General features: G+C 28.8%; 12 protein-coding genes. 6 read left to right on the forward strand and 6 right to left on the reverse strand.

Annotation, left to right across the window (positions count from 1 at the left end):
• Positions 1–135 precede the first annotated feature (135 nt).
• Entirely contained in the window at positions 136–1,530 is a 1,395-nt protein-coding gene (locus J418_RS0111830) for a tRNA nucleotidyltransferase/poly(A) polymerase-related protein (RefSeq protein WP_017750897.1), read from the forward strand.
• A 150-nt stretch (positions 1,531–1,680) separates the two neighbouring features.
• Here the strand turns inward: J418_RS0111830 and J418_RS0111835 are convergent, their stop codons facing one another.
• The 3 genes from J418_RS0111835 to J418_RS16700 are packed head-to-tail and all read right to left on the reverse strand — an operon-like array spanning position 1,681 to position 3,610.
• Complete coding sequence (locus J418_RS0111835; RefSeq protein WP_017895664.1) at positions 1,681–2,334, reverse strand: hypothetical protein; 654 nt, start codon at positions 2,332–2,334, stop codon at positions 1,681–1,683.
• A 29-nt stretch (positions 2,335–2,363) separates the two neighbouring features.
• Complete coding sequence (locus J418_RS0111840) at positions 2,364–3,020, reverse strand: PspA/IM30 family protein (protein ID WP_017895665.1); 657 nt, start codon at positions 3,018–3,020, stop codon at positions 2,364–2,366.
• Between the two features lie 17 nt (positions 3,021–3,037).
• Entirely contained in the window at positions 3,038–3,610 is a 573-nt protein-coding gene (locus tag J418_RS16700; protein ID WP_182915945.1) for a hypothetical protein, read from the reverse strand.
• 283 nt (positions 3,611–3,893) lie between these two features.
• Here J418_RS16700 and J418_RS0111855 point away from each other — a divergent pair, with 283 nt between their 5' ends.
• Complete coding sequence (locus tag J418_RS0111855) at positions 3,894–4,508, forward strand: DUF1836 domain-containing protein (RefSeq protein ID WP_026093861.1); 615 nt, start codon at positions 3,894–3,896, stop codon at positions 4,506–4,508.
• A gap of 4 nt (positions 4,509–4,512) precedes the next feature.
• Here J418_RS0111855 and ispF read toward each other — a convergent pair whose 3' ends face one another.
• Complete coding sequence (ispF, locus tag J418_RS0111860) at positions 4,513–4,992, reverse strand: 2-C-methyl-D-erythritol 2,4-cyclodiphosphate synthase (protein ID WP_017750891.1); 480 nt, start codon at positions 4,990–4,992, stop codon at positions 4,513–4,515.
• A 76-nt stretch (positions 4,993–5,068) separates the two neighbouring features.
• Entirely contained in the window at positions 5,069–5,251 is a 183-nt protein-coding gene (locus tag J418_RS0111865) for a hypothetical protein (RefSeq protein WP_017750890.1), read from the reverse strand.
• Between the two features lie 780 nt (positions 5,252–6,031).
• Between J418_RS0111865 and J418_RS0111870 the strand changes: the two genes are divergently transcribed.
• The 4 genes from J418_RS0111870 to metG all read left to right on the forward strand — a co-directional run bounded on the left by J418_RS0111870 (position 6,032) and on the right by metG (position 11,434).
• Complete coding sequence (locus J418_RS0111870; protein WP_017750889.1) at positions 6,032–6,931, forward strand: polysaccharide deacetylase family protein; 900 nt, start codon at positions 6,032–6,034, stop codon at positions 6,929–6,931.
• Between the two features lie 42 nt (positions 6,932–6,973).
• Positions 6,974–8,467 carry an Ig-like domain-containing protein gene (locus J418_RS0111875; protein WP_017895667.1) on the forward strand — a complete coding sequence of 498 codons (1,494 nt, stop codon included), beginning with the start codon at positions 6,974–6,976 and terminating at the stop codon, positions 8,465–8,467.
• A gap of 103 nt (positions 8,468–8,570) precedes the next feature.
• Entirely contained in the window at positions 8,571–9,131 is a 561-nt protein-coding gene (locus J418_RS0111880) for a uracil-DNA glycosylase (protein ID WP_017751703.1), read from the forward strand.
• A 368-nt stretch (positions 9,132–9,499) separates the two neighbouring features.
• Positions 9,500–11,434, forward strand: a complete 1,935-nt coding sequence (gene metG / locus J418_RS0111890; protein ID WP_020381130.1) for a methionine--tRNA ligase — start codon at positions 9,500–9,502, stop codon at positions 11,432–11,434.
• A 43-nt stretch (positions 11,435–11,477) separates the two neighbouring features.
• On the opposite strand, the gene J418_RS0111895 is transcribed toward metG, so the two are convergent.
• Entirely contained in the window at positions 11,478–13,109 is a 1,632-nt protein-coding gene (locus tag J418_RS0111895) for an NAD-dependent malic enzyme (protein ID WP_017751706.1), read from the reverse strand.
• Between the last annotated feature and the right edge of the window lie 150 nt (positions 13,110–13,259).

Here is a 13,259-nt window from a genome sequence, read left to right on the forward strand (position 1 = left end):
ATATGGTTAATAAGAAATATATGTCGAAAATATTGTGTAATGGAGAATACTTTATTTATTGTATTAAAAGTAATTTTATATAGGAATAAATTACTTTTATATGATAGAATAGTATTTAAAGTAGGTGATATATATATGGATTATATAAAACAATTTATTAAAAATTTGGATCCAATATTAAATGAAATTGGTGGAAATGTTTACCTGGTTGGAGGATATATAAGAGATAAATTGATAAGTTATAGAAATAAACCCAAGGATGCAGATTTTATATATGATGGAAATATAGAAAAGTTGATAAAAAGGCTTGAGAAATTGGAATATAAATTTTTCCCAATAAAAAAATCAGCAGGAATATATAGATGTTTGTTAGATGAAAATATTATAGATATTTCTGAAATTAAAGGAAATTCTATCGAGGAAGATTTAAGTAAAAGGGATTTTACGGTAAATGCCATCGCAATGAAAGTATTACAAAATAAAATAATAGATCCCTTTTATGGAAGAAGGGCTATTAAAAATAAAATAATTAAATCAGTATCTAAGGAGAGCTTTAATAATGATCCTATAAGAATTTTAAGAGGAATAAGGCTGTATTTGACATTAGGAATGCATTTTAATAAGGAGACAGAAGATATGCTTGTTAAAGAAGCATATAAGATTTCTGAGGCACCAAAGGAACGAATTCTCTCTGAATTAATGACTATGATAGAAAATGATACAGAAGGAAAAGTTTTTGAGTTATTGGATACTTTTTCAGTGCTTAAGTATTTAATACCATATACAGAAGAGTTAAAAACTATTGGAAAATGTAAATATCACGTAGAAGATGTTTTTACCCACAGTAATTTAACTTATAAGGTTTTTAAAGATATTGTAAAACAAAGAATAAATATAAAAGGTATTGATTTAATTGAATTTAACAGCAAAATTGGAGAGTTTAGTATTAGAGAATATATTGCACTTGTTTGTTTCTTACATGATATAGGAAAGTACAAGGCTTATACAAAAAATAGTGATGGAAGTATAAGTTTTTCTGGACATGAAGAGATTGGATCACAAATATGTAAAGCAATATGTGAAAATTTAAGATTTCCTAAAAAAGCATCTAAGTTTGTAGAGGATATTGTAGGAGCTCATATGTATCCACTTAAGTATTTTAAAGATACTGCAGACAATAAAAGAAAAAATTATTATAAATTTTTCTCCAGGTATGATAAGCTTTCAAAAGTTATACTTATAGTTTCATTTTGTGATAATTATGCTACCAGGATGCTTTTAGATAAAGAAAACGAAAAAGAAAAATATAAAAGGTTTGTTGAAGATATGCTTCATGAATATGATGTATATGCTGAAATAAAAAATAATAAAATTATAGATGGGAATTATATTGAAGATATTTTAGGTGAAACAGGTTCTATTGTTGGGGATGTTATAAAAAATATGGATGAGTTCAGGTACTTGAAAAGGATAAATACAAAAGAGGAAGCTATAGAATACGTCAAAAAAATAAAGCTGGCTAGATTATAATATATGTTTAGTTATTGACAAACAAACTTATCCACAGTGTGGATAAGTTTGTTTGAATTTATGTCTAAATTAATAGTGACAATGATATAAAGTTATACACAGAAAATGTGTATAACTTTATATGTATTGTGTATAAGTTTATAAAATTAATTATTTATCGATAGTTTGAAATGTAGAGACTATGAAATCAAATTCACCAGGATCAGTTATTTCACCATAATTATCTTCTGATATTCCAGGATAATAATATAATATAAATTTTTCTCTTGTAATAATATCCTGTATTATTATATATTTTTTATCATTTCCTACATTTTGAAGAGTTGCCAAGGTGGTATATTTGCTGTCTTGATTGGTTTTATTATTTGTAAGCGTCAAATTGAAATTATAGTGTTTTGTGACATTTATCTTTTTTCTATCACAGTAGGCAATAAATGAGTCGCTTTTACATGCCAGACAACTGCCGAATTTACAATCAATTGTACAATTAAGACATTGACAAGAGCTGCAATTTTTCAGTTGTTCAATTGATTCTAGGTTATCTTCTTTATAGGTGTTTAAAAGATATATATATTTATCACTTTTGAATTTATTAAAAAAGCTGCCGTGTTTAATTTCTGATTCAGTAGATTCGAGTAGATCCATATACTTTTTTAATATATCAAGCTTTACTACATATTTTCTTCTAGATAAAATAACATTATCTAAAAAAGGGGATACATTATCTATTGCATAACTTATATCTACAAATAATTTTCCATAATGAGTTTTTTCATGATTTATAAATTCATCAACTTTACTCATTGTTTTCACCTCATTAAAGTTTAACATGTCTATTGATTATTATTTTTATACTTTTTAAGTTCTTCATCTAAGTTGACTTCATCTAATTTCTCAAACTCTTTATCCAATGAATTATCGTCCCTTAAATCTTCAAGTCCTTTAGACAAAGCTTCTTTTTTTTGAATCTTTCTTTCGACTTCATCTAAGTTTATTCTATTACTTCCATCATCTACGTTTGCAAGAATTTCATTTACCTTTTTACTTGCTTCAGCATTGTTATATCTTGCAGCAGCTTCATCTCTATAATTTCTGGCTTTTTGAATTTCATCTTCCAATTCTTTTAACTTTATTTTTATAGCTTCACCTTTAGAATAGGCATCTTTATAGCTTGTCTCTAAAGATGCATAGGTTTTATCTGCTGTTATTTTTCTTTCCAGGGCTTTTTTTGCCAACTCCTCATTACCCTTATTTAATGCTAGTTTGACTTTACTGTCAAATTCTTCGGAAGTTCTTTTTGAATCCTCCATCTTCTTTTTTATTTCATGAACATTGCCAAGTATTTGAGCAGATGATAATTTTGCTTTATTTAAGCTATCCTCCATGTCACGTAATTTTTGGCCTAAAAGTTCTATAGGGTTTTCAACCTCATCTAATTTATTATTTATCTTAGCCCTGAAGATATTTGATACTCTTTTAAAAACACTCATTTAATTAACCTCCTTAATTATTTTTTTCTAAATTTATTTATTCTATTAATAATAAATATTAGTATTAATATTACTACTATAAATTTAACAAAACCCCAGAAAAACCTTGATAAAAGACTAGATTGTCCATAACTACTGGCTGAATTGTAATTATGCCCCCATGGAATTGGAATGGGGATAGGGAAAAATGATCTTCTATTATTTCCATTATTATAATTTTGAGTTGATGAAGAATTACTAGCTTTTTTATTATAGGATTTTGAATCAGATTTTGTAGAATTTGAAAAACTTCCTGACTTAAAATCTCCGCTGCTGCTAGAAGAACTATTGTTGCTTTTATATTCCGATTTAGGTTTTGAAAAACTTCCTGATTTAAAGTTTCCACCCTGAGATCTTGAACTATGGAAGGAACTTCTTGTGGAAGAATGTGATGCAAAACCTCCAGATTTAAAACTTATTAGAGTTGGGGATTTGGCATATGCGGTATTTCCCTTATTATGTAAAAAACCTGGTAAAATAGTATTTATTAACAAAAATAAAAAAACAAGAAATACAGCTGTATAAGATTTCTTTTTAAATATTTTGGACACCTCCAATAAAATACTTGTTTTTTTATTAATATAATATCATAATAATATTAACTTATCATTATGTGTACAAGTTATAATTATATAATACAGTATTGCATACTATATTACAAGTACTATATTATCTTATTTTAAAATAATATGAACTATTTAGCCAACATTTCATTATAAATCTAATTATGTATTACAATACCACTAAATTTCTAATATATAGATGATTAAATCCTCAGGATACTTACATTGTAAAGTGGTTATAAATAACTTATAATGATATTATAAGTTATTATTGGAGGGATCAAAATTGAAAAAAAGTGAATTCGATATGGAATATGTAAAAAATGCTGCTGAAGAAATATCTAAAAATACAATTATACCATATGAAGATTTACCAAGATATGATTTATTCTTATCTCAGGTAATAGATTATTTAAATGATAAATTTTCAGGGGAAAAATACACAAATAACATAGTACAAAATTATGTTAAAAATGAAGTAATATCAAAACCTGTAAATGGTAAAAAAAGAGGCTATACTAAAGATCATTTAGCTCAGCTCGTATTATTAAGTTATATGAGGCCTATATTATCTACAGAGGAAATTAAGAAAGTATTCAGATTGGCCTTTAATGAGATAAATGATGGAGAAGATGATATAATATCATGGGAAAAGGCATATAAAGTATTTTCCTATATACAAAAAGATAGTTTTAAAAAGATTATTGCAAAGGATTTATTTGATAAGGAAAGATTAAATAATATGATTAAAGACATGAATTTGAAATCCAATGAAGAAGAGGAAAGAATAGTATTGTTTTTTTCAGTCATGTCTTTAATCTGTCAAGCAAGTTCAATAAAAAATTTAGTACACAGTATAGTAAGTAATTATGAAAAAGAAATTTAAAACGTTATTCAATCTTCTTATTTAAAAGGCATATGCTTTTAGATGATATGCCTTCTTTTCTACCGGTAAATCCAAGCCCTTCTTCAGTAGTTGCCTTTATACTTATTAAGTCAATATCGATGTTCAATGTTTTGGATATACAATTTCTCATTTTATCTATATAAGGAAAAATTTTTGGTTCCTGGGCAATTATTATAGAATCTATATTGCCTATAGTATATCCCTTGTTAATTATTAAATTATTTACATAATATAATAATTTAATGCTGGATATATTTTTATATTTTAAGTCGGTATCAGGAAAGTGTTTTCCTATATCACCTAAAGCCAATGCTCCAAGCATACTATCCATTATTGCATGTGTGAGCACATCTGCATCTGAATGTCCTAAAAGACCTTTTGGATAAGGTATAGTTATACCTCCTAGTATTAGTGGTCTATCATCTACTAATTTATGTACATCGTAACCTATTCCAATTCTCATATTTATCCTCCATAATATGTAAAAATTTGTTTTTATAAAATAAAAAGGTGCTTTAAAATGCACCTTGAAATTACTATCAAGAGATATATTTTGAATAATTTATTACTTTTTTATTAGATATGCTTTTGTTTGAAGAGCTTTCTCTTGTAGGGCTAAATATATTATTAAACAAGTTTTTCAAAAAAGTGATAAGATTAAACTTTCCATGTTTTTTCTTTCTTGCTTTTGAAAAATCAATTGTGATAACGTTATCTTTCATAATAGCTCCCACCTTCCTTAAATTGTATCTAATTAAATGATATCATATTTTGATATCTTTGTTAATAAAATAGTAAGAAATATTTAACTTGAAATGTATTAACATGATAAATTTTAAACACAATATTTATTGAATAAATACCATATAAAAATAATTGAATATTTTAAGAGGTATAATTCCTAAGTTCTGATTTCAGAGACTTAGGAATTTATTATAAAATAAATATTGTGCATAAGGATAAAAAGGTAAAATAATTTGTTTTAAGAAATAGTACTTTTGAGCTAAGCAGTTTCATTCGGGTAATATATTATATGAAGAATATTATTAAGTTGTTACTGTATATTTTGAAATTTTAAAATATATCATAAAAAAAGTTATGCACAAGTTATACACAAATCTGTGGATAATGTTAATATATATTAATAAAAAAAGTATTAAAAAACATTTTATTTACTGAAAATTATAATAATAACTGATATTAAACAACTTATAAACAAGCTATCTGTGGATAATGTGTATAAAATGATGAATTAAGTTATTTTAATATTAAAATAACAAAAGGTTATAAATATATAATCTGTTGATAATGTTTATAGCTTATATATAAGTACAGTTATACAGAGTATTTAAAAATTTTGTTGATAAATATGATTGTTATTAGCATTATATATTATTATAATAAGTATGTAACTATTAAATTTAGTATATATGTTATTTTATGCATATTTATTATATTAATGAAAATAATACTTTATAAAGCCTGTAGAAAGAAGTGAATACATGAACAAAAGAGGATTGAAAATAATAATTGCATGTATAATAATTGTTATAGGATTGCTTGGTTTGTGTAATATTTTAAAGCCTAATTTTTTGCAGGACATAAAATCAAACTCAACCATAAGTAATAAAAATAACATTGATAAATCATTAAAGGTAGTAGATTCTAATGATTATAAAATACCTAAAGAGAGGGAATTTACAGGAGATGTAATATATAACAACAGTTCTGTACCTGTATTAATGTTTCATTCTATAGATTATGAAAAAGGTAATGAATTAAGAATTCCAAAGGATGCATTTAGAGAAAAGATGAAATTTTTAAAGGATAGTGGATATACTACACTAACTTTAAACGAGTTTTATAAGTTTATTGAGGAAAATAAGCCAGTACCTGAAAAATCTGTGCTTATAACCTTTGATGATGGATATGAAGATAATTATACAAATGCATATCCTGTTTTAAAAGAATTTGGATTACATGCTACCATATTTGTCATAACTAGTACGGTAGATAAAGATAGTGGTTACTTAACTTCAAATCAGTTGAGGGAAATGAATAGAAATGGTATAGACATTGAAAGTCATACTGTTAATCATGATGATTTAGATAAATTAAGTTATGAAAAGCAGCTTGAGACTTTAAGAAATTCCAAAGAATCTTTAGAAAATATATTAAATAAAAAAATAGATTATATAGCATATCCATTTGGGCACTTTAATCAAAATACCATTAAGGCTGTACAGGTATCAGGATATAAAATGGCATTTACTACAGAAAGTGGCTGGGGAAATAAATCTCAGGGAATATACAAATTGCATAGAGTTTATGTAAGTGCCAATCATAACATAAATGAGTTTATGAGAAGATTAAAAGATCCCGAATATGATATACATAAATGATAGAGAAAATATTATTCAATAAATAACATGGGGGGAAATATTTTGAATAGAAAGTTAAGAACATTGATTTTGGTTGCAGTTATTTCTTTTACGAGTTTCCAATTTAAGACAACTGTAAGTGCTTATTCAGGCACTAAAAATAGTGTAGATGTTAACAAGGAGTGGTCTGTAAAATTTAATAAGACATTAGAATCAGATACGGTTAACAGCAGTAATATAATTGTTAAGGATGCGAGTGGCAATAGTATACCTGTAGCTATAACTTTATCTCAAGATAAATATACAGTGTTTATTAGTCCACAAACTTCAGGATATATACCTGGTGCTCAATATACTGTAAATATAAGTAAGGGAGTTAAAGATTCAGCAGGTATTCCTTTAAGTGAGGCTGGTACGTTGAAGTTTACTCTTGTAAATAAGTATTCTGATGGGACAAGCTATTTAGGATTACCGGTTATAAATTCAAATACATTTCAACATATGCCACTATTATCTTCCCAAAAACAAGGATTTATATTAAATTCTACAGCTGGTCAGAATGTTAAATATAGAATATTTGTAGCGCAGGATAATCCATATAGTGATGGAGCTTTTCAGGAAATAACCCAAAACTATGTATCTCCTGTAAATGGTGTAGTTACAGCAAATAAGGCTTTGGATTCTGGAACAAATGGACAAAAATATAAGGCTATTATATATGTAAGAAGAGCAGGGGTATCTACTGGAGCTCATAGGGATATGAATACAGATTATGATAATTATTACATAGATTATTTTAGATGCGTTGATAGTTCAAGTATTTCAAATGTAAAGTATACCAATTATGATACATCATTGAGTTATGGAGTAAATAAGCAATTGGCATGGGAGAGTTATCCTAATGAAGGACCCTATTTTTCTAAAACTGCTAGTTTTACTAATTTAGCCTCTGCCAATCAGATAAAATACTATATGAATCCAAGTAACTTTCTTGATTCATATGGAAAATATCAATTTTTGAAACTTAGTTATGAAGATGGTATAAGTGTAGATGATTTAAACAATTTTCTTGCAAACAAGGGTATTTTTAAAGGACATGGACAGGACTTTATAAATGCAGCTAAAGCCAACAATATAAGTGTAAGTTATCTTGTTTCTCATGCAATGCTTGAAACGGGACTTGGAACTTCATATCTTTCAAGTGGACAGGCAAAATATAATGGAAAAGTTGTTTATAACTTTTTTGGAATAGGAGCAGTAGATAGTGATCCAAATGGTGAAGGTTCCAAAAAGGCATATGAAGAAGGATGGTTTACACCTCAACTTGCCATATCAGGTGGAGCTCAATGGCTTTCTAAAAGTTATATAAATAATGCTAATTATAAACAGGACACTATCTACAAAATGAGATGGAATCCTGCAGATCCAGGTCAACATCAGTATGCGACAGATATTTCATGGTCATATAATCAGATATCAAATATAATTAATATGATAAATATGGCACCTTCATTATATCAAACAGTGTATTTTGACATACCTAAATATGCACAATAAAATTTATTTTAGAAATATGTATATTTATAGTATAAATTGTATATTTTAAAATTAGGATGTATAATATATATTATTATACAATTCTTAATTGGAGTGAGTAAAATTGCTTAAGTGGAAAGAACTTTATGATGAGTGTGTAAATTGTCATAAATGTGCTCTGGGAAATACAAGAATAAATATGGTTTTTGGAGATGGAAATTCCAAAGCGGATATTATATTTATAGGTGAGGCACCAGGAGCAGACGAGGACAGAACTGGTATTCCTTTTGTAGGTAGAGCAGGCCAGTTCCTGACAAAGTATTTAGAAGAATTAAATCTTTATAGAAATAAAGACTATTATATATGTAATATTTGCAAATGTAGACCTGAAAAAAATAGAACACCTTATGAAGAGGAAGCAAAGACATGTCTTCAATATGTAAGAAATCAGGTTGCACTTGTAAAACCTAAAATAATAGTATGCTTAGGTGCAACTGCCATGAGATATATATTGGGAACAGATTGGAGAATTACGAGGGATCGGGGCAAATGGGTTGAAAGAAAGGGATTTTATATGACAACAACTTTTCATCCTTCTGCAATCCTTAGAGATCCAAATAAGAATCAATTGTTTTTAGAAGATTTAAAAGCTATAAATAAAAAATATAAAGAAATTTCAGCATGAATATTGACAGACTGAAATATATAATTTATTATGTTACTGAAAAATGCAATGAAGGAAAGAGTAATAAATCAAGGGTTCAGGAGAGAGTCAGTGCATGGTGAAAACTGATGAGATATTGATTTATGAATATGGCTCTGGAGCATATTATCTGAAGATATATTAGGGTAATCCGGATTTACAGGCGTTATACTGTATAGTGATTTAAATTACTTAGTGAGATTTTTACTGTGAGGTAAAAATGAAATAGAGTGGTAAAGTGTTATTGTATGCCTCTATATGGATATGTTATATCTATATAGAGGTTTTTTATTGTCAGTATTATAAAAATAATCCATTAAACAAATGTAAAAGGAAAGGAAGTAATGGAAGTGAATAAAAAAACTTATTATATTACAACACCAATTTATTATCCATCAGCTAAACTTCATATAGGAAATACCTATACTACTGTGGCTGCGGATGCATTAGCAAGATTTAAAAGATTAACAGGTTATGATGTCATGCTTTTGACTGGAACAGATGAACATGGTCAGAAAATTCAAAGACTGGCTGAAGCCAAAGGTATTACTCCAAAGGAATATGTAGATAAAATAGTAAGTGGTATAAAAGAACTTTGGGGAATGATGAATATAAGTTATGATAAATTTATAAGAACCACAGATGACTATCACGTAAATGCAGTACAGAAAATATTCAAGAAATTGTATGATCAGGGAGATATATATAAGGGAAAATATGAAGGATGGTACTGTACACCATGTGAATCCTTTTGGACAGAAACACAACTTGTAGATGGCAAATGTCCTGATTGTGGAAGACCTGTTGAGAAGACAAAAGAAGAGGCATATTTTTTTAAAATGTCAAAATATGCTCCAAAACTTATAGAATATATTGAGAATCATCCTGAATTTATACAGCCGGAGTCGCGAAAAAATGAGATGTTGAATAACTTCTTAAAACCTGGGCTTCAGGACTTATGTGTATCAAGAACTTCATTTGACTGGGGCATACCTGTAACTTTTGATAAAAAACATGTTATATATGTTTGGATAGATGCTCTTGTAAACTATATAACTGCCCTTGGTTATGGAAGTGACAATACGGAAATGTTTGATAAATATTGGCCTGCAAATGTACATTTAGTTGGAAAGGACATATTGAGATTTCATACAATTTATTGGCCCATAATGCTTATGGCACTCGGACTTCCTTTACCTAAACAGGTTTTTGGTCATGGATGGCTTCTGGTAAATGGAGGCAAGATGTCAAAATCCAAAGGTAATGTTGTAGATCCTGTTGTACTTGTAAATAATTTTGGAACAGACCCTGTAAGATACTATTTACTTAGAGAAATTCCATTTGGATCAGACGGACTATTCAACAATGAAATATTTATAAATAAAATAAATTCAGATTTGGCAAATGATTTGGGAAATCTTCTTTCAAGAACATGTGCTATGATAGATAAATATTTTGATGGGATAATACCTGCAGCTTTGGAAAAAAATGATGCAGATGATAGTTTGAAAAAGATAGCTCTTGAAGTTCCTCAAAAAGTAGAGGACAATATGAATGCGCTTAGAATACCTGAAGCATTGGACAGTATATGGGAGCTTGTAAGCAAATCCAATAAGTACATAGATGAAACTATGCCGTGGATACTTGCTAAAGATGAATCTAAAAGAGGAAATCTAGCAACAGTACTTTATAATCTGGCAGAATCTTTAAGGATAATTTCCGTATGTATATCTTCATTTTTACCAGATACCAGCAAGAAAATAAATGACCAGTTAAATATTAAAACCATATCATGGGAAAGCCTGGATGCCTTTAAGGGTACAAAGTCCGGTACTAAAATAAACAGAGGAGAAGCAATATTCCCAAGAATAGATGTTGATAAAAAGATAGAAGAACTTAACAAACTGAAGGAACAGCAGGAAGCTAAAAACAACAAAAAGATGCAACCTATAAAGAAAAAGATAACTATAGATGATTTTGATAAATTGGATTTAAGAGTAGCAAAAGTAATTAATTGTGAAACTGTAAAAGGAGCTAAAAAACTTCTTAAGTTTAAGGTTGACATTGGGGGAGAAGAAAGGCAGATTGTATCAGGTATAGCTAAATACTATAAGCCTGAAGATCTTGTAGGTAAATTTGTTATAGTTGTGGCAAATTTAAAGCCTATTAAATTAAGAGATGAGATTTCCCAGGGAATGATACTTTCAGCTGCATCAGATGATGAAAGCAAACTGTTTACAGCTACCATATCTGGAGAATTGGATACAGGAAGTATAGTAAAATAGAAAATAAACTGCCGGTATATAATTACCGGCAGTTTATTTCTTGTTATATATAATATGGTTCCCATATTTCATTTTCTACTGCTTTTTCTGGATCTTCAATAGGATTTCGGTTTATGCCTTCTTTAATTGCTTGAGTTACTACAGCAGTTGCTACAAGTTTTGATGATTCTTTAAGCATTGATACCGGTGGAAGGATAGGTGCACCTAATTTTGACAGATCCTGAAGAGAAGCAATTCCATTTGCAGCAGCAGAGAGCATGCCATCCGTAACTACCTTTGATTTTGCAACTATTATACCAAGACCAAGACCTGGATAAAGAAGTGCATTATTAGCTTGGCCTATTGTGTATGTAACTCCTTTGTATTCCACTGGATCAGAAGGACTCCCGGTAACTACCAGGGCCTTACCATCTGACCATTTTATAACATCTTCTGCAGTTGCTTCACATAGTTTTGTAGGATTTGAAATAGGCATTATGGCAGGCCTCTCTGTGGATTTACACATGTTTTTTACAACTTTTTTTGTAAAAGCACCATGAACACCTGAAGTTCCAATAAGTACTGTAGGTTTAACTGCATCTACTATTTCTGCCAGATCTTTTAATGGATTTTTAAATTCTCCACTTGGGCGAGCATATTTCTTTTGCCCTTCTGTAAGACCGTCCATATCCTGAGTTAAAAGTCCCTGCCTATCTACGAGATAAAATTGTGCTTTGGCTTCATTTTCAGTCAATCCGTTTTTAACTTTTTCAAGAAATATTTGATCAGAGACACCAACACCTGCAGTACCTCCTCCAAACACCAATACTATATGATCTTTTACAGGAATTTTTGTAACTTTGGCTATAGCATTCATGGCAGATACCATCATTACTCCAGTTCCCTGGATATCGTCATTGAATGTGCATATGTCTTTTCTATATTTTTCAAGAATTTTTCTCGCATTGCCACGGCCAAAATCTTCCCAGTGTATGAGAACTTCTGGAAAAAGGTCGAGGGATATTTTAACAAATTGGTCTATAAAATCATCATATATCTTTCCTGTAATTCTATTATGTTTATTTCCTATGTATAGTGGATCATTTAAAAGTTTTTCATTGTTTGTACCTGCATCTATTACTACAGGAAGAACATTTTTAGGATTTACACCAGCAGCTACAGTATACACTGCCAATTTTCCTATTGATATGTCTACACCGTGTACTCCCCAGTCACCTATTCCAAGTACTCCTTCTCCATCTGTTACAACTATAAGTTTAATTTCATCCAGATCTTTTAAAGCTGTTTCAATAGAGTTTCTTATATTTCCTGGATTATCTACAGATAAGAATACAGCATCTTTTGGAGTATCAAAATTTTTTGAATAGTTTATTACTGCATCTCCTATAGTTGGAGTGTAGATAATTGGAAGAAATTCTGTAACATGTTTTCCAATAACATAGTAGAAAAGAGTGCGATTTGTGTCATATAAATTCATTAGAAAAAGGTGCTTTTCAAGGTTATCTTGAATGGACACAATCTTTTCATATGTAATCTTTTCCTGTTCATCTATTGTTCTTACTGCATCAGGCAAGAAACCCACCAGGTCATATTTTTCTCTTTCATCTTTTGTAAAAGCAGTTCCTTTGTTGAAAAAAGGATTTCTTAATAGATCTTGTCCCATTAAATTAGGCATTTATTAAACACTCCTTGTTGATATATTTTAATAGTTTTTCAACTTTTTATAACTTATAAATCCATATAATGAAGTATACTATACCTATAGCAAAAATTAAACTATATAAGGCATATTAAAGATTGTAGTTATATTGTACAATATAAAATA

The sequence above is a fragment of the Clostridium tyrobutyricum DSM 2637 = ATCC 25755 = JCM 11008 genome, assembly GCF_000359585.1.
GTDB classification, from domain to species: Bacteria; Bacillota; Clostridia; order Clostridiales; family Clostridiaceae; genus Clostridium_B; species Clostridium_B tyrobutyricum.